Raw genomic sequence first — 23777 nt, forward strand, 5'->3', positions numbered from 1 at the left:
CGCTTTCTTGCGCGGTGCGAGTCTTCACTTCGCCCGCTCTTTTTTCAGCAAATCCTTCCCCTGGGACAGCAGCAGCCCCGCCAGGGTCAGCGCCGCCCCCAGGGCCGCCAGGGGCGTGATGGGCTCGTGGAGAATCAGCACCGAGGCCGCGATGGTGATAACCGGGGCCAGGTAGGTATACACGCTGGTCTTCACCGGCCCCAGCAGCTTCACCGCCAGGTTCCAGGTGACGAAGCACAGAGCCGACGCGCCAAAGCCCAGGAAAAGCAGGTTCCCCAGGTACACCGGGTTGGCAAAGCGCTCCAGGCCCAGGCGGCAGTCGAAGAAGAACAGGGCCGGGAGCATCCACAAAATGCCCCAGCAGAAGGTCCGCCGGGTCGTGAGAATGGTGTTCCACCCCCAGGTGCTGATCTTCCGGGTCAAAATCACGTAGCAGGCCCAGACCATGGCCGCCAGCAGGGACAGCAGATCCCCCACGGGATTCAGCTCCAGCCGGGAGCCGCTGAAGCTGATGAGGGAGATGCCGGCCATCGCCACCACAAAGCCCAGGTAGAAGCCGCCGCCGGGCCGCTCCTCCTTCAAAAACAGGTGGGACAGCACCGCCGTGAAGAAGGGAATAACGGAGAGGATAACCCCCACGTTGGAAGCCAGCGTGTAGGTCAGGGCGATGTTCTCCAGCAAGTAGTACAGGCACACGCCGCAAAGGCCCGCCCCGGCGAAGATCAGCTCCTGCCGCCGCGTGACGCCCTTCATCCGCCGGGGACAGGCCAGGCACAGGGCCGCGAGCCCTAAGAGAAAGCGGATGAATAAAATCTCCACCGGCTGGAACCCCCGCAGCAGCACCTTGGTGGAAATAAAGGTGGTTCCCCAAATCAAGATGGTAAAGAGGGCCGCGGCGTGGCCCCTTGCCCGGTCATTTCTCATGGGTGGTTCTCTCCTTCTCTGTGAAAATCTCCCGGTAGGCCCCGGGGGACAGGCCGATAAAGCGGCTGAAATAGTTGGTGAAGTGGCTCTGGTCGGAAAAGCCGGTCCGCAAGGCCGCCTCAGCGGGAGGGACGCCCTGCTCCAGCAGCTTCTTCGCCTCGCCGATCCGCAGGCTCTCCAGGTAGTTGTAGGGCGTGACCCCTTTCTCCCTGGCGAAGGCCCGGAGAAGGGCCGACTTGCTCAGCCTCGCCTCCCCGGCCACCCGCTCCAGGGTGATCCGCTCCCCACAGTGCTCCTCCATAAAAGCGCGGGCCCGCTCCACCGCCTCCCTCCCGGCGGGAGGAGAGGCCTGGAAGGGCTGGCCGCAGAGCCGCAGCAGCCGGGAGAGCAGGAGCAGCAGCCGCTCCTCCTTGCCGAACTCCCGGGAACCGTCCATGATCTGCCGGTGGAGGGCCCGGAAATCCCAGGCGGCCTCCGGGTCGGAAACCACGTTCCGGGAGAAGACCGGAAGCGTCCGCCGTCCCGTCAGCTCCCCGGTCAGATCCAGCATGGTCTCCCGGGGAATGTGGAGGCCCCAGTAGTCCGGGGGCGCGCCGTTTTCGGAGCAGGAGTGGAAGTCCCCGGGATTGTATAGGATGAGGTTTCCCTTTTCCAAGGCATACCGCACATCCCTGCAAATCAAAAGCCCCTGCCCATCCGCGATGTAGCCGATTACGTAGTACTCGTGGAAATGCTTGGGGAAGGAGCAGCGGTGGAAGCGGTACGCCTCCAGGCGCAGCTCCTGGTCGTAGACCGCCGTACCGGGCTCGTTTTTCACAGGCTCCTCCCCCCTTTCCTCCGGCTCATTATAGCACCTTTCCCGTCGAATGGCTTGTAAAATATCAGCGCGGAGAAAAATTTCCGATGAAAAACGAGAGAAACCCCCGAGGGGGTTCTCTCGCAGCTCGTTTCCGATCCGTGCGCTTTCAGGCAGCACGTTTTTGATGCGCTCAGCCGTTTGTAAACTTCGTGTGCCGGCGGCGGCAGGCGTCGTTGTCCTTCTGACTCAGCTCACTGTCCACCTGGGCCAGCTGACGTTCCAGGTCCCGGGCCTTGGCCTCGTCCGTCTCGGGGGAGCGCCGCCGCTCCAGGTCCTCCAGGGTCCGGCGGAGCCGGGCGGAATCCGGGGGCTTCACCAGGTAATCGAAGGCCTCCACCGCAAAAGCGTCGCAGACTGCGAAACGAGGCATCATCATCACCATTTTACAGCGTAGCAGAAATAAGGCGGCGGGACAAGCCCGCCGTTTTGAAACGCCGGATTTTTGTCATGAACGACCACCCCGCGTCCTTGAACAGCGTCAGTATACCACCAAACGCCTCGTGTGAAAAGAGGAACGGGTCTGTCCGATTGACACCAAAATAGACCTGTGGTAAAATTAGGCTGATACTGTCAGGAGGTGGTTCAGCCTATGGCTTACACCCGCGAATACTTCCAGTCCTCCGCGGATTTCCTGCGGACGAAAACGGACCTTACCCCCAAAATCGGCGTCGTTCTGGGCTCCTGCCTGGGACCCTTCGCCCAGGCCATCCAGGACCCGGTGGAAGTGGACTACGCCGACATCCCCCACTTTCTGCTCTCCACCGTGGCCTCCCACGCCGGGAAGCTGATCTTCGGCACCGTGGCGGGCAGGCGGGTTGTCTGCATGTCCGGCCGCTTTCACTCCTATGAGGGCTACTCCTTTGAGGAGCTGGTCATTCCCGTCCGGGTGCTGAAGCTGCTGGGCGTCAGGACCCTCGTCCTCACCAACGCCGCCGGGGGCGTCAACACGGACTACCGCCCCGGAGACGTGATGGTCATCCGGGACCACATCAAGCTCAACGGGGACAGCCCCCTCCGGGGGGGCAACGCGGAGGACTTCGGCCCCCGGTTCTTCGACGTCTCCCGGATGTACACGCCCAAGCTCCGGGCCCTGGCCCTGGACTGTGCCAGGGGCTCTTCCCTCCGGGTTCATGAGGGAACCTACATGTTCTTCCCCGGCCCCCAGTTCGAAACCCCGGCGGAAATCCGGGCCGCCCGCGTCCTGGGGGCGGACGCCGCGGGCATGTCCACCGTCACCGAGGCCCTCACCGCCGCCCACTGCGATCTTCCCCTGCTGGCCCTGTCCGTCATCACCAACATGGCGGCGGGCGTGCTGGACCGGCCCCTGAGCGGCGAAGAGGTGGACGAGACGGCGGAAGCCATCGCCGGGCCCTTCAGCGAATACATGAAAACCATCATAGCCGCCATTTGAAACAGGAGGAAACGACCTTATGAAGCTGCTGCTGAAACACTGCGACATCCTCGCCGCCGGGGGGGCTGGCTTCCGCTGCCTGGAAAACGCCTATCTGGGCGTGGACGGGGATACCATCGACTACATCGGGACGGAAAAGCCCCGGGCCGCCTATGACCAGGAGAAGGACCTGTCCGGCCGGCTGCTGCTGCCGGGCCTTATCAACTGCCACGGCCACAGCCCCATGGTGCTGCTCCGGGGCGTGGGCAGCGACCTGAGCCTCCAGGAGTGGCTCTTCGGAAAAATCATGCCCATCGAGGACAAGCTGACGGCGGAGGACATCCGGCTTGGCAACCAGCTGGCCCTGCTGGAGATGATCTCCACCGGCACCACCAGCTGTTCCGACATGTATTTTGAGCCTCAGACCGCCGTGGAAAACGCCCTGGCCTGCGGCATCAAGGCCAACATCAGCCGCCCCGTTCAGTGCTTTGACAAGAACGAGTCCTACGCCGGGAACTTCCGGGCCAGGGAATCCATCCAGCTCTTCCAGGATTTCCACGGCGCGGGGGACGGCCGGGTCCGCATCGACTTCTCCGTCCACGCGGAATACACCTGCTTCGAGCACATCGTGGGCCCCTACAGCGCGGACTGCAAGGCCCTGGGGGGCCGGATGCACATCCACCTCTCCGAGACGAAAAAGGAGCACGACGAGTGCGTGGAGAAATACGGCAAGACCCCGGCCAAGTGGTTCTATGACCTGGGGACCTTCGACTGCCCCACCGCCGCCGCCCACTGCGTCTTTGTGACGGAGGAGGACATGGCCCTGATGCTGGAAAAGGGCGTGAGCCCCATCCACAACCCCACCAGCAACATGAAGCTGGGCAGCGGCTTCGCCCCCATCCAGCGGATGCTGGACCTAGGGCTGAACGTCACCCTGGGCACCGACGGGGCCGCCAGCAACAACAATTTGAACATGCTGGAGGAGCTCCACCTGGCCGCCGTCCTCCACAACGGCTACCACCGGGACCCCACCATTTTAAAGCCCGCCCAGCTCCTGGCCATGGCCACCCGTCATGGGGCGAAGCTCCAGGGCCGGGAGGACACCGGCGAGCTGGCCGTGGGCAAAAAGGCGGATATCATCGCCCTGGACCTGACCAGGCCCCACATGGTCCCCAATTTCGACCCCATGGCCCTGATGGTCTACTCCGCCCAGGGCAGCGACGTGGTAATGACCATGGTGGACGGGAAAATCCTCTATGAAAACGGCGAATTTTTGACCCTGGACGCGGACAAAATCCTGTATGAGGCTAATGCCGCCGCCAGGCGGCTGCACGGCTGACGAACAAAAACCGACAGGAGGGCATGATGAAAAACTTTACCTACTCCATTCCCACGGTGGTCCACTTCGGCGAGGGCCAGATCAAAAAGCTGGGAGCGGAAATTGCCGCCAGGGCCCGCAGGGTGCTGGTCGTCTACGGCGGGGGCAGCGTCAAGCGCAACGGCGTCTTCGACGCGGCCGTCGCGCAGCTGAAGGCCCACAATGTCCAATGGGCCGAGCTCCCCGGCGTGGAGCCCAATCCCCGCATCGCCACGGTGCGGGAGGGCGTGCGCCTCTGCCGGGAGCAGGGGCTGGACGGCGTGCTGGCCCTGGGAGGCGGCAGCGTCATCGACTGCGCCAAGGGCGTGGCCGCCGGGGCCCTCTACGACGGGGACCCCTGGGACTTCTCCGGCAAGAAGCTGACGCCGGAGCGGGCCCTGCCCATCTTCACCGTGCTGACCATGGCGGCCACCGGCTCCGAGATGGACAATATCGCCGTCATTTCCAACCCGGAAACCAACGAGAAGGAGTCCTTCGCCGGGCCCTGCTGCTACCCCGCCGTGTCCATTCTGGACCCCACCTATACCTATTCCCTCCCCGCCGCCCAGACCGCCGCGGGCACGGCGGACATTATGTCCCACACCTTCGAGAACTATTTCAGCCCCATTGAGGACAACTACCTGGCGGAGAGCCTGGCGGAGGCCATCCTCCGCTCCTGCGTCAAGTACGGGCCCAAAGCCATCGAGACCCCGGACGACTATGAGGCCCGGGCCAACCTGATGTGGAACGCCGCCTGGGCCATCAACGGCTTTTTGGACATGGGCAAGCCTGTGGCCTGGAGCGTCCACCGGATGGAGCATGAGCTCTCCGCCTTCTACGACGTGACCCACGGCGTGGGCCTTGCCATTCTGACCCCGAACTGGATGCGCTACGTGCTCAATGAGAAAACCGAGGCCCGCTTCGCCCGGTACGGAACCGCCGTCTGGGGCCTGGACCCCGCCCTGCCCCTCCGGGAGCTGGCGGAACGCGCCATTCAAAAGACCCGGGACTTCTTTGCCTCCCTGGGCCTCCCCGCCACCTTGTCGGAGCTGGGCATCGGCCCGGAGTACTTCCCGGAGATGGCCCGGAAGGCCCGGACCGCCGGATTTGACAAAACCTTCGTCCCCCTCAGCGCGGAGGACATCGTCCGCATCTACCAGATGAGCCTGTAAGGCCCCTCCTCCCCCGGAGATCCGGGGGAGGAATCTTTTTCCCTCCTCCCGCATAGACTGTCAAATAGTCTCAAAAACAAAAGGAGGACCTGCCGTGAACATCTTCAAAACCGCCGCCGGGGACGTGGACGACCTGATCTTTCAGGACCGCTGGCTTCCAAGCGACCGCTGAACCCCCACCGGGCGCCGTTTTCGCGGCGTCCTTTTCGCTTTATCGCGTTGACAAGCTCCCGCGCCGCGCTTATACTGGTCTCGTACTTTAAGAAGGAGCGTGATCCCTATGGACCTGACTTTAAACCGCGCCGTGCTGGGCCTGGAGCTGTCCGGCATCCGCCGCTTCACCTTCCTGGTGCGGGACACCCCCGGCGCCTGCGCCCTGACCATCGGCGAGCCGGACCAGAACACCCCGGACGTGGTGAAGGAGGCCGCCAAGGCCGCCCTGGACCGGAACGACACCCACTATCCCCCCGGCAACGGCTATCCCTACATGCTGGAGGCCATCTCCAAATTTGAGGAGCGGGCCCACGGCCTCAAGTACTCCCCCGACGAGATCATTTTGACCATCGGAGCCACGGAGAGCCTCTTCATCGGCCTGTCCACCGTGCTGAATCCCGGGGACGAGGTGATCATCCCCACCCCGGCCTTCAGCCTCTACGAATCCATCACCCAGCTCTGCCGGGGCGTGCCCGTGGCCCTGCCCACGGAGGACAACCGCTTTCAGATCGACCCCCATGCCCTGGAGTCCGCCATTACGCCCAGGACGAAAGCCATCGTCCTCACCTCTCCCAACAACCCCACCGGCTGCATCTACACCAAGGAGACGCTGGACGCGATCCATGAGGTCCTGAAGGACAGGCCCATCTTCGTCCTCTGCGACGATGTGTACCGGAGCCTGGTCTACACGGAGGACTACCACAGCTTTGCCGAGTTCGATGATTGTCGGGACCGGATTATCGTCATCAACAGCTTTTCCAAGCCCTACGCCATGACCGGCTGGCGCTTGGGCTGGTGTCTGGCGGACGCCCCCATCCGGGACCGGATGCAGATCTTCCACCAGTACGCCGTGGTGTCCGCCCCCGCGTTCGTCCAGCCCGCCTGCGCGGCCGCCCTGGAGAGCGACGCCTCTTCCATGACGGAGCTTTTCCGCAAGCGCCGGGACTACGTATACCAGCGCCTCACGGACATGGGCCTGGAGGTCCAGAAGCCGGAGGGGGCCTTCTACATGTTCATCAACATCAAGAAGTACGGCATGGATTCCCTGACCTTCTGCGAGAAAATGCTGAAGGAAGGCCTGGTGGGCCTGATCCCCGGCGTGTACTTCGGCACGGAGGGCTACATGCGCCTGAGCTACTGCTATTCCGATGAGGATTTGAACGAGGGCCTGAATCGGGTGGAGCGTTTTCTCAAGACCCTCTGAGGTATGCCCTTTGGCGGAGTGCACAAATTTTCCTCCCGATTTTATATGATTGAGTTTGAGCGTTCAATATTGACTTTGATTGAAATTGGCGCTATTATAAGCAAGGCAATCGAAACCAGCCATTTCCAATCAGAAAGAGGGGGTGAACTATGCTGGCTGAACAACGCGCGGAACAGATTCTCAGGGAGCTGGCCCAGCGGCGGGCCGCCACGGTGACGGACCTCTGTCAGGTGACGGGCGCTTCCGAGGCCACCATCCGGCGGGACCTGAACGCGCTGGCCAAGCAGGGAAAGCTGAGCAAGGTCCACGGCGGCGCCATGCTGCTGGGCGGAGAGTTCCACGGCGAGGAGCTGGACATGGAGACGAAACGGGGGCTCTTCACCCAGGAGAAGGACCGGGCCGCCCGGTACGCCGCCGGGCTCATCGGGGATGACGACGTGGTCTTCCTGGACGCGGGCACTACGGTCCTCCGGATGGCCGAGCACCTGCGGGCCTCAAAAGCCCTGTTTCTGACCAACAGCATCGAATGCGCCTGCCGCCTGATGGAGCGGAACCTGCGGACCTATGTGCTGGGGGGGATGCTCAAAGCGGGCACCATGGCCCTCATCGGGGCGGAGACCCTGGCCGCCCTGCGGCGGTACAACTTCACCAAGGCCTTCCTGGGGGCCAACGGCGTCACCATCGCCCAGGGCTTCACCACCCCGGACCCGGAGGAGGCCGCCGTGAAATCCCTGGCGGCGGGCCGGGCCCAGGAGGTCTATGTGCTGGCGGACTCCAGCAAGTTCGGCCAGGTGACGGCGGCGGTGATCTTCCCCATTGAAGCCGCCTGCATCATCACGGACCGCCTGCCGGACCGGCAGTACCGGGACTACACGGACGTCAGGGAGGTGTGAGCGTGGTCTATACGGTAACGCTGAACCCCGCCCTGGACTATGAGGTCCTGGTGGACGGCTTCCGGGCCGGGGAACTGAACCGCACCAGCTGGGAGCACATGCACTTCGGCGGTAAGGGCGTCAACGTCTCCACGGTCCTCCACGGCCTGGGGGTCGGGACCACGGCCCTTGGCTTCGTGGCCGGGTTCACCGGCAAGGCCCTGGAGGACGGCCTGAAGGCCCGGGGCATCCCCACGGACTTTATCCGGCTGGAGGAGGGCCTGACCCGGGTCAACGTCAAGATCTGCTCCGGCGGAGGCGGCGGGGAGACGGAAATCAACAGCCAGGGCCCCGCCATTCCCCCGGCCGCGCTGGAGGCCCTGCTCCAAAAGCTGGACCGCCTGGGCGCGGGCGACGTGCTGGTCCTGGCCGGGTCCCTGCCCGCGGGGCTTCCCTCAAACGTGTACCAGACCATTCTGGACCGGGTGGAGGGCCGGGGCGTGCTGACGGTGGTGGACGCCGCCAGGGATTTGCTGAAAGGCGTCCTCTCCCGCCGTCCCTTCCTCATCAAGCCCAACAGCGCCGAGCTGGCGGAGCTCTTCGGAAAGGGCTCCCTCACGGAAGAGGAGGTTCTCGCCTGTGCCGGGAGCCTCCAGAAGCAGGGGGCCCGGAACATCCTGGTTTCCATGGCCGGGGACGGGTCCGTCCTGCTGGACGAGACCGGCGCGGCCCGCCGCCTGGGGGTGCCCCCGGGAACGGCCCGCCGCTCCGTGGGCGCGGGAGACTCCATGGTGGCCGGATTTTTGGCCGGGTGGCTGGAAACCCGGGATTACGCCGCCGCCCACCGCATGGGGGCCGCCGCCGGGTCCGCCACCGCCTTTTCCAGCGGCCTGGCCTCCGGCGAGGAGATCCGAACGCTCCTGCCCCTGTTCTGACCCCCGCTTTCCCTTAGCCGGGAGGCAGCGCACCGCTTCCTGTCCCTGAATATCATCATGAGAAAGGACGTTCATCTATGAAAGAAAGAGTCCAAAAATTTGGACGGTTCCTCAGCGGCATGGTCATGCCCAACATTGGAGCCTTCATCGCCTGGGGTCTGATCGCCGCCTTCTTCATCCCGGACGGCTGGTTCCCCAACGACACCATCAACGGCATGGTGGGACCCATGCTCCGCTTTCTGCTCCCCATCCTGATCGGCTACACCGGCGGCAAGGCCGTGGGCGGACAAAAAGGCGCGGTTACCGGCGCCCTGGCCACCCTGGGCGCCATCGCCGCCACGGAGAGCACCATGTTCATCGGGGCTATGATCTGCGGCCCCTTGGGCGGCTGGTGCATCAAGAAGTTTGACAAGGCCATGGAGGGCCATATCCCCGCCGGCTTTGAAATGGTGGTCAACAACTTCTCCGTGGGCATCATCGGCGCAATCCTGGCGATTTTGTCCATCTACGTCATTGCCCCCGTCTGCGTGACCCTCACCGACTGGCTGGGCGCGGGCGTGCAGTTCCTGGTGGACCGGAGCCTGCTGCCCCTCACCGCCGTCCTGGTGGAGCCCGCCAAGGTGCTCTTCCTGAACAATGCCATCAACCACGGCGTCTTTACCCCCATCGGCACGGAACAGGCCATGGAAATGGGCAAGTCCATCCTCTTCATGATTGAGTCCAACCCCGGGCCGGGCCTTGGCCTCCTGCTGGCCTACTGCGTGGCGGGCAAGGGCGAAACCCGCTCCTCCGCCGGAGCCGCCGCCGTCATTCAGTTCGTGGGCGGCATCCATGAGATTTACTTCCCCTATGTCCTCATGAACCCCATCGTCATCCTGGGCCCCATGATCGGCAACATCGTGGGCATCTTCACCCTCTCCGCCCTGGGCGGCGGCCTGGCGGCCGCGGCCTCCCCCGGCAGCATCATCGCGGAAATGCTCATGACCCCCAGGGGCGGATACCTCGCCAACATCGCGGGCATCGGCATTGCCGCCGTGGTCAGCTTCTTCATCTCCGTGTTTTTGCTGAAATTCTTCGGCAAGGACGCCAGCCTGGAAGAGGCCCAGGCCCAGGTCGCCGCCTCCAAGGCCGCTTCCAAGGGCCAGGCCATCCCCGCCGCCTCTGCCGGAGCCTCCGTCTCCGCTAAGGACGTCCGGAAGATCGTCTTCGCCTGCGACGCGGGCATGGGCTCCTCCGCCATGGGGGCCACCATGGTCCGCAACAAGCTCAAGGACGCGGGCATCACGGACATCGAGGTCATCCACTTCCCCGTGGGCGAGATTCCCGGCGACTGCCAGATCGTCGTCACCCACCACGAGCTCTCCGGCCGGGCCGCCCAGCGGGCTCCCCAGGCCCGGATCATTCCCATCAAGAACTTCATGGGCGCGCCGGAGTACAACACCCTGGTGCAGGAGCTGCTGGACGCCCGGAAGGGCGGTTCCGCCCCCGCCCCCGCCGCCGTGGAAGAGGCCCCCGCCGCCGCGGAGCACCCCATCCTGCTGGAGAAGAAAAACATTGTCCTGAACTGCAAGCCCGTCAGCCCCGAGGAGGCCATCAAGGCCGTGGGCAAGCGGATGGTGGAAAGCGGCTATGTGGAAGAGTCCTATATCCAGGGCATGCTGGACCGGGAGGCCAGCTTCTCCGTGGCCATCGGCAGCCATGTGGCCATCCCCCACGGCACCGAGGAATCCCGGAAGGCCATCAAGAAAACGGGCCTCATTGTCATGACCTATCCCGAGGGCATCCAGTGGGGCGACGAGCTGGTCCGCCTGGTGGTGGGCATCGCCTCCACCGGCGAGGATCACCTGGGCATCCTGGGCAAAATCGTCGAGGTGGCCGAGACCGAGGAGGACACCGACAAGCTGGTGGATGACGCCACGGTGGATCAGCTCTACAAGCTGCTCAACGGCCTGGAGTAATTCCATGCGGTCTAAGGGCGTGCGTCTCTACGGCGCTTACGACATCCGCCTGGAGGAATTCGACCTGCCGGAGATCCGCGACGACGAAATCCTGGTCCGGGTCATGAGCGACAGCATCTGCATGTCCACCTACAAGCTGCTGGTTCAGGGCAAGGCCCACAAGCGCTGTCCCCAGGACGTGGACACACGCCCCGTCATCATCGGCCATGAGTTCGCCGGAGACATTGTGAAGGTGGGGAAAAAGTGGCTGGGCGAATTTTCTCCCGGCGAGAAGTTCGCCCAGCAGCCCGCCCTGAACTACAAGGGGAGCCCGGCCTCTCCCGGCTATTCCTATCCCACCTTCGGCGGGGCGTGCACCTACTGCATCGTCCCGCCGGAAGCGGTGGAGCTGGGCTGCCTCCTGCACTACGACGGCGAGAGTTATTTTGAGGCCAGCCTGGGGGAGCCCATGAGCTGCATCCTGGGCGGATACCATGGGAATTACCACACCAGCCGCCGCAGCCATGAGCACATCATGGGCATCAAGGAGGGGGGCTGCGTCCTCATCCTGGGCGGCTGCGGCCCCATGGGCCTGGAGGCCATCGAGTACCCTTTGGCTCTGGAGAAAAAGCCCTCTATGATTGTGGTGACGGACCTCTCGGACGAACGCATCGCCCGGGCCCGGCAGCTAATCCCCGAGTCCCTGGCCGCCGCCCAGGGCATCCGGCTGGTTTACATCAACCCCGGCGAGTGCTCCGACGAGTTTGCGGAGCTTATGGAGCTCACCGGCGGGCAGGGCTACGACGACATCTTCGTCTACACCGCCATCCGCTCCCTGGCGGAGATGGGGGACCGGCTGCTGGGCCGGGACGGGTGCATGAACTTCTTTTCCGGCCCCACGGACAAGTCCTTTTCCGCCAGCATCAACCTGTATAACTGCCACTACGCCTCCACCCATGTCATCGGCACCACCGGGGGCACCACGGAGGATCTGAAGGAGGCCTTCCGCCTGGCCGCTCAGGGGAAAATCCGCCCCGCCGTCATGGTCACCCATGTGGGCGGCCTGGACTCCATCGCAGAGACTACGCGGAACCTCCCCCACATCCCCGGCGGGAAGAAGCTGACCTACACCCAGTTCAATATGCCCCTCACCGCCATTGCGGACTTCCGGGAAAAGGGCCGGACGGACCCGCTGTACGCCCGCCTGGCGGACTGCTGCGGCGCCCACGACGGCCTCTGGAACTCCGAGGCGGAGAAAATCCTGCTCCGGCATTTTCATGTGATCTAAAAGCAGCCGGACCTCACGGCTGTGAGGTCCGGCTGTCAGTCTGCCAAAACGTACAGAGCTGAATGGTGCAGAAAGCCCCTTCCCGGGGTTCCCGCGCACGCCCTTCCCGCCAAATTCGTTTTCCGCGTTTTTCGGCAGGCCGTCTGCTCCCTATTCCACGGTGACAGACTTCGCCAGATTCCTGGGCTTATCAATGTCACAGCCCCGCTGCAGGGCTACGTAATAGGCGAACAGCTGCAGGGGCACGATGGAGAGGGACGGCTGGAGCAGCGGATGGGTCTCCGGCACGGCGACAACCGCGTCGGCGGTCTTCTCCATCCGCTCCCGGAACCCTTCCGTGGTGACGGCCAGCACCGTGGCCCCCCGGGCCTTCACCTCCACCACGTTGCTCATGGCCTTGTCAAAGAGGGCGGCATAGGTCCCCAGGGCCACCACCAGCGTCCCCGGCTCGATGAGGGAGATGGTCCCGTGCTTCAGCTCTCCGGAGGCGTAGGCCTCCGAGTGGATGTAGCTGATTTCCTTCAGCTTCAAGGAGCCCTCTAAGCCCATGGCGTAATCCAGGTTTCGTCCAATGAAGAAAATGCTGTCGTGGTTGAAGAAACGGGAGGCGAAATACTTCGTGTCCTCGAAATTCTCCAGGTACCTCCGCATCTTCTCCGGCAGGGCCTGGAGCTCCATCAATATCGCGTCGTATTCGCTTTTCTCCACCGTCCCCAGCAGGTCCGCCAGATACAACCCCACCAGGTTCAGCGCCGCCAATTGGGTGGAATAGCCCTTGCTGGTGGCCACGGCAATCTCCGGTCCCGCCCAGGTGTAGAGCACGTCGTCCGCCTCCCGGGCGATGGAGCTGCCCACCACATTGCAGATGGCCAGGGTCCGGCCTCCCAGGCGCTTGGCCTCCCGCAGGGCGGCCATGGTGTCCAGGGTCTCCCCGGACTGGCTGATGGCAATGACCAGGGTGTGCTCATCCACCAGCGGCCCGCTGTAGCGGAATTCCGAGGCCAGCGCCACCTCCACCGGGCGGCGGAGCAGACGCTCCCAGGTGTATTTCCCCACCACTCCCGCATGATAGGCGGAGCCGCAGGCAATCATGTAGATGTGGGAGATGCTTTTGACGTAGTCTTCCGTCAGGCGGATGTCGTCCAGCACCACCCGGCCCTCCCGGATACGGGGGAAAATGGTTTTTTGCAGGGCCTCCGGCTGTTCCAGAATCTCCTTGAACATGAAGTGGGGGAAGCCACCCTTCTCGGCGGAGGCCGCGTCCCAGTCGATGCGGCTGTGCTCCTTCTCCAGGGGGTTCAGCTCATCGTCGAACACATCCACACTCTCCGCCGTCAGCACGGCGATCTCCCCGTCGTTCATATAGGCCACGTCCCGGGTGTGGCGGATGATGGCGGTGGCGTCGGAGGCGATGAAGTTCTCCCCCTCCCCAAAGCCGATGATCAGCGGGCTGTCCTTCCGGGCGGCAATCAGGGCGTTGGGGTAGTCCGAGCAGATGATGCCGAAGGCATAGGACCCCTCGATGCGCCGCAGGCACCGGCCCACGGCTTCCAGCATGTTCCCGCACTCCTGGTAGTGAAACTCCAGGAGGTGGGCCGCGACTTCCGTGTCCGTCTCGGAGGTGAAGGCCACCCCCTGCCGGGTGAGCTGTTCCTTTAGCTCCAGGTAATTCTCGATGATGCCGTTATGTACCAGGGCGATTTTTCCGTCCCCGCTGACGTGGGGGTGGGCGTTGACGTCGTTGGGCTCCCCGTGGGTGGCCCAGCGGGTGTGCCCGATACCCAGGGCCCCCTCCAGGTCCGCCCCGTTATGGGTCAAGTCCGCCAGGACCTGTAAGCGGCCCTTGGATTTGCGGACCTGCAAGCCCTTGGTTTCGGAGCGGACGGCCACGCCCGCCGAGTCATAGCCCCGGTACTCCATCTGCCTCAAGCCCTCCAGCAGCACGGGGGCAGCCTGTTTTTGGCCTACAAAACCAACAATTCCACACATGGAAATCGTTCCTCCTAATTTGAAAAATTAAGAGGACAAATGCGCAGTCACTTGTCTCCTCAGGACGGCCACGGCCCTTCTGTTTTGCGGTCGCCCGCATATTTGTAAGCCGTGTCACGCGCCCGCCCAGGGCACGGAGGGGCATCCGCCGAACAATTCGATACTCCCCTCACCTCGTTATCCGGCCGAAGCCGGCGCATGGCGCTTTGATGGGACTTTTCCCATGGCCTCCTTTCACCTCTGCGATTTTGACCCGGCCTTTCGGCCTTACTGCATTATACGGAAGAGGAGCGCAAATGTCAACTTGCCCGGGCGGGCCGCCATCCTGCTCAAAATTTTCCCAACTTTTTCCCCGCCCCGTCTTGCTGCCGACTTAACAAAATGCTATACTGTTTTCAGGTCCGCTTTCAGCGGAAGCCACAAAAAATATGAGACCTTACGGAAAGGAAGCTGCATCATGCTGAACGTCAAATCCTTCCAGATCGAAAACTTTATCCCCGCCGGTTACCGGGACGCCGCCGCCCCCCGGCTGGCGGAAGCCCAGGAGAAGCTCCAAAAGCACAACGGCCTGGGCCATGAGTTCACCGACTGGGTCCGCCTCCCCGTGGACTACGACAAGGAGGAGTTCGCCCGCATCCAGGCCGCCGCCAAAAAAATTCAGGGCGACTCCAAGGCCCTGGTGGTCATCGGCATCGGCGGAAGCTACCTGGGCACCCGGGGCGTGGTGGAATACCTCTGCTCCCCCAACTACAACCAGAAGAAAAACAAGAAAACCCCCAACATCTATTTCGTGGGCAACGGCCTTTCCGCCGACGCCATGCAGGAGGTCTTTGACCTCATCGGGGACGAGGATTTCTCCGTCAACGTCATCTCCAAGTCCGGCACCACCACCGAGCCCGCCGTGGCCTTCCGCTTCTTCCGGGACGCCCTGGAGAAGAAATACGGCAAGGCCGGGGCCAAGGGGCGCATCTTCGCCACCACCGACAAGGCCCGGGGGGCTCTGAAATCCCTGGCCAACGAGGAGGGCTGGGAGAGCTTCGTGGTGCCCGACGGCGTGGGCGGGCGGTACTCCGTCCTCACCGCCGTGGGCCTGCTGCCCATCGCCGTGGCCGGAATCAGCATTGAAGAGCTCATGGGCGGCGCGGCCAAGATGATGAAGCTCTGCGAGACCGCCTCCTATGAAAACCCCGCCTGGACCTACGCCGCCCTCCGGGACGCGCTGTATCAGAAGGGCTGGAGCATCGAGGTGCTGGCCTGCTACGACCCCGCCTTCCGCTTCATGCTGGAGTGGTGGAAGCAGCTCTACGGCGAGAGCGAGGGCAAGGACGGCAAGGGCCTCTTCCCCGCCAGCGTGGAGTTCACCGCGGACCTTCACTCCATGGGCCAGTATATCCAGGCCGGGCGGCGCATCATGTTTGAAACCGTGGTCCGCCTGGGGGCCTCCGAGCACCAGCTTCTGGTGCCCCGGGACGAGGTCAACGGCGACGGACTGAACTTCCTGGCCGGGGAGTCCATGGACTATATCCGGGACAAGGCCATGGAGGGCACCCTGCTTGCCCACACCGAGGGCGGCGTGCCCAACGTCATCGTGGAAACCGACGGCAAGAGCGCCGACTCCCTGGGCCAGCTCATCTACTTCTTCGAGTACGCCTGCGGATTGTCCGGCTACCTGCTGGAGGTCAACCCCTTCGACCAGCCCGGCGTGGAAGCTTACAAGAAGAACATGTTCGCCCTGCTGGGCAAGCCCGGCTACGAGGCCCAGAAGGCCGAGCTGGAGGCCAAGCTGGCCAAATAACCTCATTCCCGCCCAAGGCCGCCCCGTCCCATGGGCGAGGCGGCCCTTAATAAAGTAATCACGAAAACGATTACTCGCTTAAAAGCAATCATTTTAAGGAGGAGCACTATGAAACAGGCAATTCAAATCGGCGCGGGCAACATCGGCCGGGGGTTCATCGGGGCCCTGCTCAGCCAGGCGGGCTGGCATGTCACCTTTGCCGACGTGGTGGAGCCCATCATCGAGGCGCTGAACCGGGACCACGGCTACACGGTTCACATTCTGGACAAGGAGCCCGGCGAAATCGCCATCCGCAATGTGGACGGCGTAATCTCCACCTCCCCGGAGTTCGCCCGGAAGGTGGCCCAGTGCTCCCTCATCACCACCGCCGTGGGCCCCAACGTCCTGCCCATCATCGCCAAGTCCATCGCGGGGGGCATTCAGGCCCGCATCCAGGCCGGGAACACGGAGCCCATGAACGTGGTCTGCTGCGAGAACGGCCTGCGGACCACCACCCGCCTGAAAAACGAGGTGGTGAAGCACCTGAGCCAGGAGGAGACTGCCTTCCTGGAGGAGCATATCGGCTTTGCCGACTGCGCCGTGGACCGCATCTGCCCCAAGCCCAATTTTGACAACATCCTGGACGCCGCCGTAGAGCGCTACTGTGAGTGGGACGTGGAAGCCGCCGCCTGGAAGGGCGAGAAGCCGGACATCCCGGGCCTCACTTTCGCGGACAACCTGATGGCCTATCTGGAGCGGAAGCTCTTCACCCTCAACAGCGGCCACGCCATCTGCGCGTACCTTGGCTATCTGCGGGGCTATGAGACCATCAAGGACAGCATCGCGGACCCCGCCATCGGGGAAATCGTCCACGCCGCCATCTCCGAAAGCGGCGAAGGCCTTATCAAGGAGTTCGGCTTTGACCCGGACGTCCACCACGCGTATGTGGAGAAAATCTTCGCCCGCTATCAGAACCCCTTCCTGGAGGACGAGGTGCTCCGGGTGGGCCGGGAGCCCATCCGGAAGCTGGAGGCCGGGGACCGGCTCATCAAGCCCCTGACCACCACCGCCGCCTACGGCCTGCCGGTGGACCACCTGATCTTCGGCGCCGCCGCCGCCCTGCGGTTCGACTGCCCGGAGGACCCCCAAAGCGTGGAGCTCCAGGCCAAGGTGAAGGCCGAGGGCCCCGCCGCCGCCCTGGAGGCCTATTCCGGCCTGAAGCCCGAGAACCCCCTGTTCGGCCGCATTCTGGACGTGTACCGAGCCCTGGCTGTCGTTTGAAAATAGATCTGTACAAGGAGGAGGGAGTCCCCTCCTCCTTTTTGAAAACTATGGGAAAACGTGCCGGAGCAACCGGCAGTTGCCCCAATGTAAGCTGGAATAGGTTTACAATCGGCAGGTATATCGCTTAAAATCAGGAGGCAAGAGGTAAGAACGATGACGCTGGAAGAAAAACTGATTCACCTGCGGAAGGAAAAAGGGATAACCCAATTGGAGCTGGCGGAAGCCGTGGAGGTATCCCGGCAGGCCGTCTCGAAATGGGAATCCGGAAGCGCGACCCCCTCTACGGAAAAACTGCTCGGCCTGAGCGAACTGTACGGGGTTTCGGTAGACTATTTGCTGCATGACTGCGATCTGAAAGCCGGAGAGATTGAGCCTCTTCCCCAGAAAGCTGGAGACGATTTGAAAACATCCCACGGGGGAACCGGGAAAGCAGCTGTAAGATGGTTTGCTATTATTGTGGGTTTTTTAATACTTATCATACTTATCCTTATCGGAGTGCTTTATTCAAATAAAAGCAGAGAGGAACCTATTCGGATAGATGAAATGGCAGGAGAGGAGGTAACTGGTGTTCCGAAAATAGAATTCGATTTGGAGTGGTAGCTTAAAAGAGAAGGAGGTGAGATTATGCGACTTAGAAGGTTTTTATGCGTGATGTTCAGCTGTGTGATCGCGGTCAGCTGTTTTGGGGCCCAGGCGAAAGCGGCCAGCGCGGAAGTGTGTGTCGTGTATTCCAATGCGGAACGTGCTTCGGGGCGGTTTAGTGTTGAGATACCGGGAAATACGCTTGCTGTCACAAGCTCCGACTTCCCATTAGAAACCGGGGAATCTGTAACAATTAACGCCGTTTATTCCCCGCAGTCTGCCAGCGTGGACTTCGGTCTAATTGCGCCCGACGGACTATTTTATTCTTTTAGAGCGGCACATGGCAACTTCAACAAGACCATCACAATTGGTCAAAGAGGCAGCTACACGCTGGCTATCAGGAATAATTCCAGTTCGGATATATCAGTGTCAGGATTTGTAACCTATTGAATTTCCGAAAAAAGAAAGGGGTAAAAATTATGAAAAAACGTTTGCTTACAGGGCTGTTAGTGGTTATGATGATGTTTTCTGCAATGGCTACGCCGGCATTTGGAGCGGAACCTGAAGTTGCGGATAGCATTGGTCGTTTGGCATCGTTGAATGATCCCGAGACTGGGTTTACAATGCAAAAGGTTGTTATTACTCCAGTTGTTAAGGCGGCGGATTCCTCGACCAAGTTTGCTTTGAGCAAGTTTTCTACGACAACAACTCTTACAAAAAGTTTTTTCCAAATGGCAGACTGGAGTTCTTATATCATAAGTGGATTTGAGCAGTATATTTTCGATTATGGTTACGAGATGGTTGGATGGAATGTCAGTCTTACAGGAAAATATACAGTTAGCAATGAAAATTCAGTTATACCCGCAGATAAACTAAAGTATTTTGAGTATTTTATTGATGATGGTACGCCAAAGAAAGTAGACATTCAGTACTCAAAGAACATGGTCGCTACATATTCTTGGTTTGCTCCACAAACGGCCAGCACGACTATGTCGAGATTTAATTGGGTAGTGACTTATGCAGATGGATCAAGTGGAAGAACGAGAGAAAAAACCGGACGTCTGTCTGTTTCTTTATCGTATTGGCCTCAAGAACATGTCGTGAAATGATGGGAGAAGTTCAGATGATAGATAAAATTCAAGGTGTTCGGGCACAGGGAAGCCCGACGATTTCCGGGAATAAAAGGGCATCTGCGCATCGGATGGAGACAAATGTGCTTTTACCCGCAAATGAAGATAGTTTCATTCCCAATGGGAGCAGAGCAGAATATCCGAATGAAGAATTGAATAGAAAAAATCTGTCTCCTGAAATGGCATCAGCCCTCGCCTCAAGGTATGATGTGTCAAATATGACCCGAAGCGAGTATGGGAACTTACTCCGAGAGTTACGGGATTCCGGAGTAATATCCTCCAAAGATTTCAGTGTAGGATATGGCGGCGCGGTTCCATACACAGTCCCTGACGGTGTTCGTATGACTATGGGAGATAAGGATGACATGGGCCTTGAACCATGGCCTTCAGATGGGCGGAAAGCAGACTTTACAAAGCTGCTTCAATCTTGTGCCAAGTGCTGTGAGAGGTTTGTGTCGGCGCAGGAAGATGAAGATAGCGATGAGAGGATTATGGGCAGTTCTTTGGGAGATTCTTATCGTGATCTTCTTAAAATTTTTGATCAGATAGGGAGAGCCGCAAAAGAGAAGTAGAAGGACTATGATTTTAAGAATATCTTGACCGTCCCTATCAAAAGCGAAGACGCTCCGCCTCTATTCATAAAACAGCAAAGCCCGGCGTTGTGATTTCCCGGGAAATCTTCCCCTTTCCCCTTCCCTTTTGGGGCAAAGCCTGTTAGAATGGGATCATAAATCGGAAATGTTCCGGGAGAGAGGGAAGCTTATGAAACGCCGTCTGGCCGCCCTTCTGGCGGCTTTGCAGCTGCTGGCATGCGCCGTTTCCGCCTCCGCCGCGGAGTGGGACCCCACGGACCCCAACGATCCCCTGCTGTGGGAGCCGGACCTGCCGGAATTTGACGGGCCCATGCCCTCCACGCCCCGGCTCGGGGAGACGGAGGACGCGTTCAGCATGGCCGTCAGCTTCACCGGCGACATGCTGCTGGCCTCCCTCCACGGCAAACGGGCGGCGGGAAACTTCCTGGACTACGCCGCCAAGCAGGAGCCGGAGTACTTTCTCCAGCATGTCCGGCCCATCTTCGAGGCGGATGATTTTACCGTGGTGAACCTGGAAAACGTGCTGACGGATCGAAACCTGACCCCCAAGGAAAAAGCCACGGACCCCGCCTACTGGTTCCGGGCCCCCGCGGCAACCACGGACATTCTCACCTCCTCCGGCGTGGAGGCGGTGTCCCTGGCCAACAACCATACGGGGGACTACGGTACGGCGGGCTACAAGGACACGGTGAAGGCCGTCTCTGCCGCCGGGCTGGAGTACGGCGGCAACGACCGGACCTTCTATCTGGAGAAAAACGGATACCGCGTCGCCGTTATCTGCCACGGCCTCTGGACCGAGGGCCAGGCCGGGACCATCATCCGGCGCCTCAAGGCGGCGGAGAATGACTCCGACTTCCAGGTGGTCTTCTACCACGGCGGCGCCGAGGGGGTGCACACCCCGGAAGCGTGGCGGGTGCGGGCTTCCCGCCGTCTCATTGACAACGGCGCGGATCTGGTGCTGGGAAATCATCCCCATGTGCTCCAGCCCCGAGAGGTCTACAAGGGCAAGGAAATCGTCTACTCCCTGGGAAACTTCTGCTTCGGCGGCAGCCGGGGGCCGGAGAACCGGACCATCATCTACCAGCTCATCCTCCGAGTGGAGAACGGGGAGCTGGTGAGAGCAGCCTCGGAGCTGATCCCCTGCTATGTCCACACCGGCGGCAGGGTCAACAACTACTGCCCCGCCCCCATTGAGGACGAGGCCCAGGCCCGGCGGGTGCTGGACTTTATGGACGGGAAGGCAAAGCTCCCCCTCTGAGGGTGCCCGATGAGGCGGCTCGAAAAATCCTTTCCGGGGTCTTTTCAAGCTTCATAGGATTCCTTGCGGCGTCTTAACGGGACGCCGCTTTTTTCATTTTAAGGGAGAAATGTCCTGGCATTTTCACTAAAAATCTTTACTTTCATCATAAAATTCCTCCAAAATCCCTCGACGGAATTTCCTTTTTCTGCTATAATTGGTTTAATTAGGAAAGGCTCCCGCAATGGAGACGGCGTTTCTCCTCCGGCGCGGCAAACGGAAAGACTTCTTTTTTGAGGACTTCGACGTAAGGGCAGGCAAAGGAAACGGAAAGGAACAGGTAACATGGATCACACGCAGCTCAGCATTCTGGACCTCGGCATCATTGCGGTTTATCTGCTCTCCATGGTGGCGGTGGGCGTCTATTTCGTCCGCCGCATCAAGAACACGGGGGATTACTACGTGGCGGGCCGGTCCCTGGGGCCCCTGGTGATGATGGCCACGGTCTGCGCCACCATCATCGGCGGCAGCGGCCTTATGGGACGGGCGGGCGTCGCCTATTCCAGCGGCTTTAAGGCGGTCATGACCGCCATTCCCTATCTTTTGGGCATGTTCCTCTTCTCCGGCATCGCCGGGAAGATTTCCGATATCGGCATAAAGTACGACGTGACCTCCATCCCGGACCTCTTCCACCGGCGCTTCGGCAAGCCGGCGAAAATCCTGCTGGCGGCCATGGTGGCCTTCACCATGATGGGCACCGTGGCCTCCCAGGTGACGGCCACCGCCACCATCATCAACATGCTGGGGGGCCAGGTGGGCCTCAGCTTTGAGGCCGGGGCCCTCATCGCCTGTATCATCTTCATGGTCTACACCGCCTCCAGCGGTCTTTTCGGCGTGGTCTACACCGACGTGCTTCAGTTCTACATGCTGATTCTCTTTGTATACATCCTCATCCCCGCGGCTTCCCTCAAGAGCATCGGCGGCTTCTCCAACTTCCTGGCGGGCCTGGACCCGGCCCTGGCAAAGCCCTACCTCAACGGCGATATCCTGGGGGATATCGTCACCTATCTGGTCTTCACCATGGCCGGGGCGGAGATGTGGCAGCGGGCCTTCGCAGCCAAGGACCGCAGCTCCGCCAAAAAGGGCATGTTCCTGGGCACCGCCGTCTACGGCGTGACCATCGCCCTGGTCTACTTCATGGGCGTGGCCGCCCACCAGATCATCGGAGACGACGCCCAGGCGGTATACGGCAGCACCGACGCCGTGGTCCCGGCCCTGGCCATCCGCGTGCTGCCCATTGGGCTGACGGGCCTGGCCCTGGCGGGCATCCTCTCCGTCATCATGTCCACGGCGGACAGCTATCTGCTGGTCAGCGTCCAGACCTGCGTCCACGACATCGGCAAGACCTTCTTCCCGGAGATGAAGGACAAGACGGAAATCCTCCTCTCCCGGATTTTCTCGATTATTTTGCCCCTGGGCGCTTTGGTCATTGCGCTTTACATCAAGAACGCGTATAATATCCTCATGTTCGCCTGGAGCTTCTACGCGGCGGCGGCGGGCATCCCGGCCTTTGCCGCCCTCTTCTGGAGGAAGGCTACCTCCGCCGGCGTCATCGCCGGCATGGCCGCCGGTTTTACCGTGTGCGTGGGCTGGAAGCTGGCGGGAGAGCCCTTCGGCCTGGGCTCCGCCGTGCCGGGGACCATTGCCTGCGGCGCGGCCCTGGTCGTGGTCAGCCTTGCCACGTACAAAAGCCGCCCCTCCGTCTTTCTGGACGCGGGGAAGCCGTAACCGGGCGTATTTCGCTGTGGGGAAAACCCTGCGGAAAGGGGAAAATCAATGCTGACCTTGGACATGATACGGGACGCGCAGAACGCGCTGGAGGGCGTCGCCCGCCGGACCCCCCTCCACCCCGCCCCCAGGCTGGGCCGGGACCTCTACATCAAGGCGGAGAACTTGCAGCTCACCGGCTCCTTTAAGCTCCGGGGGGCCTTCAACAAAATCCGATCCCTGACGCCGGAGGAGGCGGAGAAGGGCGTCATCGCCTGCTCCGCCGGGAACCACGCCCAGGGCATCGCCCTGTCCGCCGCCCGGCTGGGCATCCCCTCCGTCATCTGCATGCCCGCCGGGGCCCCCATCAGCAAGGTGGAGGCCACGAAAGGCTACGGCGCCCAGGTGGTGCTGGTCCCCGGCGTATACGACGACGCGGCGGCGGAGGCCCAGCGCCTCTGCCGGGAGGAGGGCTATACCTTCGCCCACCCCTTCAACGACCCGTTCGTCATCGCCGGGCAGGGCACCATCGGCCTGGAAATTCTGGAACAGCTGCCGGAGGTGGAGCAGGTGGTGGTCCCCATCGGCGGCGGCGGGCTCATCAGCGGCGTGGCCTACGCCGTGAAGCAGCGGAAGCCGGACTGCCGGGTTATCGGCGTCCAGGCGGCGGGGGCCCCTTCCATGTACCTCTCCCTTCACGCCGGGGAACCCACGGAGCTCTCCGGCGTAGCCACCATCGCCGACGGCATCGCCGTGAAGCGGCCCGGGGACCTGACCTTCGCCCTCTGCAAGGAATACGTGGACGAGGTGGTCACCGTCACGGAGGATGAGATCGCCTCCGCCATTCTGGCGCTGATGGAGGAGCAGAAGACCGTGGCGGAGGGGGCCGGGGCTACCCCGGTGGCCGCCTGCATGTTCGGCAAGATGAAGACCGAGGGGCGGAAAACCGTCTGCCTGGTTTCCGGCGGCAACGTGGACGTGACCACCCTCTCCCGCATCATCACCAAGGGCCTTTCCAAGGCGGGCCGCCTGGTGGAGCTGACCACCAAGGTGCAGGATAAGCCGGGAAGCCTTCTGCGGATGCTCCAGGTGGTGTCGGACAGCGGGGCCAACATCATCAGCGTCAACCACAACCGGGAGGACAAGGACTCCGACGTGGGGGCCTGTATCGTCACCATGGTGCTGGAAACCCGGGACAGCCGCCACGCCGAGGCTTTGCAGCTGGAGCTGCAATCCAAGGGTTACCTCATGCGGTAAGGGCTTTTCCTGC

Annotated in this window: 21 protein-coding genes; 17 read left to right on the top strand and 4 right to left on the bottom strand. The window is 61.8% G+C overall.

Annotation, left to right across the window (positions count from 1 at the left end):
* Positions 1–24: 24 nt before the first annotated feature.
* From Q1M04_RS05325 to Q1M04_RS05335, 3 genes are all read right to left on the bottom strand, one after another.
* A complete protein-coding gene (locus tag Q1M04_RS05325) occupies positions 25–924 on the bottom strand; it encodes a DMT family transporter (protein ID WP_295757063.1) in 900 nt (299 codons plus the stop codon).
* Positions 914–1741 carry an AraC family transcriptional regulator gene (locus Q1M04_RS05330; protein ID WP_297997484.1) on the bottom strand — a complete coding sequence of 276 codons (828 nt, stop codon included), beginning with the start codon at positions 1739–1741 and terminating at the stop codon, positions 914–916. Before Q1M04_RS05330 ends, Q1M04_RS05325 begins: the two co-directional genes overlap by 11 nt.
* Positions 1742–1913: 172 nt before the next feature.
* Positions 1914–2153, bottom strand: a complete 240-nt coding sequence (locus tag Q1M04_RS05335; protein WP_297997486.1) for a hypothetical protein — start codon at positions 2151–2153, stop codon at positions 1914–1916.
* A 219-nt stretch (positions 2154–2372) separates the two neighbouring features.
* On the opposite strand from Q1M04_RS05335, the gene Q1M04_RS05340 reads away from it, so the two are divergent.
* The 8 genes from Q1M04_RS05340 (at position 2373) to Q1M04_RS05375 (ending at position 12151) form a co-directional block, all read left to right on the top strand.
* Entirely contained in the window at positions 2373–3194 is an 822-nt protein-coding gene (locus Q1M04_RS05340) for a purine-nucleoside phosphorylase (RefSeq protein WP_297997488.1), read from the top strand.
* 19 nt (positions 3195–3213) lie between these two features.
* Positions 3214–4512: an amidohydrolase gene (locus tag Q1M04_RS05345; protein WP_297997490.1), complete on the top strand. Its 1299-nt coding sequence runs from the start codon at positions 3214–3216 to the stop codon at positions 4510–4512.
* 26 nt (positions 4513–4538) lie between these two features.
* Complete coding sequence (locus tag Q1M04_RS05350; RefSeq protein ID WP_295757051.1) at positions 4539–5702, top strand: iron-containing alcohol dehydrogenase; 1164 nt, start codon at positions 4539–4541, stop codon at positions 5700–5702.
* 280 nt (positions 5703–5982) lie between these two features.
* Positions 5983–7119, top strand: a complete 1137-nt coding sequence (locus Q1M04_RS05355) for a pyridoxal phosphate-dependent aminotransferase (protein ID WP_297997493.1) — start codon at positions 5983–5985, stop codon at positions 7117–7119.
* A gap of 149 nt (positions 7120–7268) precedes the next feature.
* Positions 7269–8012 (top strand): DeoR/GlpR family DNA-binding transcription regulator, encoded by a 744-nt coding sequence (locus Q1M04_RS05360; protein ID WP_297997495.1) that lies wholly within the window; start codon positions 7269–7271, stop codon positions 8010–8012.
* Between the two features lie 2 nt (positions 8013–8014).
* Positions 8015–8926: a 1-phosphofructokinase gene (gene pfkB / locus Q1M04_RS05365; RefSeq protein WP_297293732.1), complete on the top strand. Its 912-nt coding sequence runs from the start codon at positions 8015–8017 to the stop codon at positions 8924–8926.
* Positions 8927–9003: 77 nt separating this feature from the next.
* Entirely contained in the window at positions 9004–10884 is a 1881-nt protein-coding gene (locus tag Q1M04_RS05370) for a PTS mannitol transporter subunit IICBA (RefSeq protein ID WP_297997497.1), read from the top strand.
* Positions 10885–10888: 4 nt separating this feature from the next.
* Positions 10889–12151 (top strand): zinc-binding dehydrogenase, encoded by a 1263-nt coding sequence (locus tag Q1M04_RS05375; protein ID WP_297997499.1) that lies wholly within the window; start codon positions 10889–10891, stop codon positions 12149–12151.
* Between the two features lie 150 nt (positions 12152–12301).
* Here the strand turns inward: Q1M04_RS05375 and glmS are convergent, their stop codons facing one another.
* Positions 12302–14140 (bottom strand): glutamine--fructose-6-phosphate transaminase (isomerizing), encoded by a 1839-nt coding sequence (gene glmS, locus Q1M04_RS05380; protein WP_297997501.1) that lies wholly within the window; start codon positions 14138–14140, stop codon positions 12302–12304.
* A gap of 457 nt (positions 14141–14597) precedes the next feature.
* Here glmS and Q1M04_RS05385 point away from each other — a divergent pair, with 457 nt between their 5' ends.
* The 9 genes from Q1M04_RS05385 to ilvA all read left to right on the top strand — a co-directional run bounded on the left by Q1M04_RS05385 (position 14598) and on the right by ilvA (position 23764).
* Positions 14598–15935, top strand: coding sequence for a glucose-6-phosphate isomerase (locus Q1M04_RS05385; RefSeq protein ID WP_297997503.1), 1338 nt, complete (start codon positions 14598–14600; stop codon positions 15933–15935).
* A gap of 108 nt (positions 15936–16043) precedes the next feature.
* Complete coding sequence (locus Q1M04_RS05390) at positions 16044–17195, top strand: mannitol-1-phosphate 5-dehydrogenase (RefSeq protein WP_297997505.1); 1152 nt, start codon at positions 16044–16046, stop codon at positions 17193–17195.
* Between the two features lie 156 nt (positions 17196–17351).
* The gene (locus Q1M04_RS05395; protein ID WP_297293737.1) at positions 17352–17798 is read left to right on the top strand and encodes a helix-turn-helix domain-containing protein; all 447 of its coding nucleotides are present in this window, start codon (positions 17352–17354) and stop codon (positions 17796–17798) included.
* A 24-nt stretch (positions 17799–17822) separates the two neighbouring features.
* Positions 17823–18230 (top strand): hypothetical protein, encoded by a 408-nt coding sequence (locus Q1M04_RS05400; RefSeq protein WP_297293738.1) that lies wholly within the window; start codon positions 17823–17825, stop codon positions 18228–18230.
* Between the two features lie 29 nt (positions 18231–18259).
* Positions 18260–18889, top strand: coding sequence for a hypothetical protein (locus Q1M04_RS05405; RefSeq protein WP_297293739.1), 630 nt, complete (start codon positions 18260–18262; stop codon positions 18887–18889).
* 14 nt (positions 18890–18903) lie between these two features.
* Positions 18904–19482, top strand: a complete 579-nt coding sequence (locus Q1M04_RS05410) for a hypothetical protein (RefSeq protein WP_297293740.1) — start codon at positions 18904–18906, stop codon at positions 19480–19482.
* A gap of 190 nt (positions 19483–19672) precedes the next feature.
* Positions 19673–20761 carry a CapA family protein gene (locus Q1M04_RS05415; protein WP_297997508.1) on the top strand — a complete coding sequence of 363 codons (1089 nt, stop codon included), beginning with the start codon at positions 19673–19675 and terminating at the stop codon, positions 20759–20761.
* A 324-nt stretch (positions 20762–21085) separates the two neighbouring features.
* Entirely contained in the window at positions 21086–22528 is a 1443-nt protein-coding gene (locus tag Q1M04_RS05420) for a sodium:solute symporter (protein WP_297997510.1), read from the top strand.
* 48 nt (positions 22529–22576) lie between these two features.
* Positions 22577–23764 (top strand): threonine ammonia-lyase, encoded by a 1188-nt coding sequence (gene ilvA, locus Q1M04_RS05425; RefSeq protein WP_297997513.1) that lies wholly within the window; start codon positions 22577–22579, stop codon positions 23762–23764.
* The last annotated feature ends 13 nt before the right edge of the window (positions 23765–23777 follow it).

The organism is uncultured Oscillibacter sp. (genome assembly GCF_950073225.1).
In the GTDB taxonomy this organism is placed as follows: Bacteria; Bacillota; Clostridia; order Oscillospirales; family Oscillospiraceae; genus Oscillibacter.

Excerpts from the sequence above, each read along its gene's own strand:
- Q1M04_RS05325 (WP_295757063.1), bottom strand. The coding sequence starts at position 924 with ATGAGAAATGACCGGGCAAGGGGCCACGCCGCGGCCCTCTTTACCATC.
- Q1M04_RS05335 (WP_297997486.1), bottom strand. The coding sequence starts at position 2,153 with ATGCCTCGTTTCGCAGTCTGCGACGCTTTTGCGGTGGAGGCCTTCGAT.
- Q1M04_RS05340 (WP_297997488.1), top strand. The coding sequence starts at position 2,373 with ATGGCTTACACCCGCGAATACTTCCAGTCCTCCGCGGATTTCCTGCGG.
- Q1M04_RS05345 (WP_297997490.1), top strand. The coding sequence starts at position 3,214 with ATGAAGCTGCTGCTGAAACACTGCGACATCCTCGCCGCCGGGGGGGCT.
- Q1M04_RS05350 (WP_295757051.1), top strand. The coding sequence starts at position 4,539 with ATGAAAAACTTTACCTACTCCATTCCCACGGTGGTCCACTTCGGCGAG.
- Q1M04_RS05355 (WP_297997493.1), top strand. The coding sequence starts at position 5,983 with ATGGACCTGACTTTAAACCGCGCCGTGCTGGGCCTGGAGCTGTCCGGC.
- Q1M04_RS05360 (WP_297997495.1), top strand. The coding sequence starts at position 7,269 with ATGCTGGCTGAACAACGCGCGGAACAGATTCTCAGGGAGCTGGCCCAG.
- Q1M04_RS05370 (WP_297997497.1), top strand. The coding sequence starts at position 9,004 with ATGAAAGAAAGAGTCCAAAAATTTGGACGGTTCCTCAGCGGCATGGTC.
- Q1M04_RS05375 (WP_297997499.1), top strand. The coding sequence starts at position 10,889 with ATGCGGTCTAAGGGCGTGCGTCTCTACGGCGCTTACGACATCCGCCTG.
- glmS (WP_297997501.1), bottom strand. The coding sequence starts at position 14,140 with ATGTGTGGAATTGTTGGTTTTGTAGGCCAAAAACAGGCTGCCCCCGTG.
- Q1M04_RS05385 (WP_297997503.1), top strand. The coding sequence starts at position 14,598 with ATGCTGAACGTCAAATCCTTCCAGATCGAAAACTTTATCCCCGCCGGT.
- Q1M04_RS05390 (WP_297997505.1), top strand. The coding sequence starts at position 16,044 with ATGAAACAGGCAATTCAAATCGGCGCGGGCAACATCGGCCGGGGGTTC.
- Q1M04_RS05395 (WP_297293737.1), top strand. The coding sequence starts at position 17,352 with ATGACGCTGGAAGAAAAACTGATTCACCTGCGGAAGGAAAAAGGGATA.
- Q1M04_RS05400 (WP_297293738.1), top strand. The coding sequence starts at position 17,823 with ATGCGACTTAGAAGGTTTTTATGCGTGATGTTCAGCTGTGTGATCGCG.
- Q1M04_RS05405 (WP_297293739.1), top strand. The coding sequence starts at position 18,260 with ATGAAAAAACGTTTGCTTACAGGGCTGTTAGTGGTTATGATGATGTTT.
- Q1M04_RS05410 (WP_297293740.1), top strand. The coding sequence starts at position 18,904 with ATGATAGATAAAATTCAAGGTGTTCGGGCACAGGGAAGCCCGACGATT.
- Q1M04_RS05415 (WP_297997508.1), top strand. The coding sequence starts at position 19,673 with ATGAAACGCCGTCTGGCCGCCCTTCTGGCGGCTTTGCAGCTGCTGGCA.
- Q1M04_RS05420 (WP_297997510.1), top strand. The coding sequence starts at position 21,086 with ATGGATCACACGCAGCTCAGCATTCTGGACCTCGGCATCATTGCGGTT.
- ilvA (WP_297997513.1), top strand. The coding sequence starts at position 22,577 with ATGCTGACCTTGGACATGATACGGGACGCGCAGAACGCGCTGGAGGGC.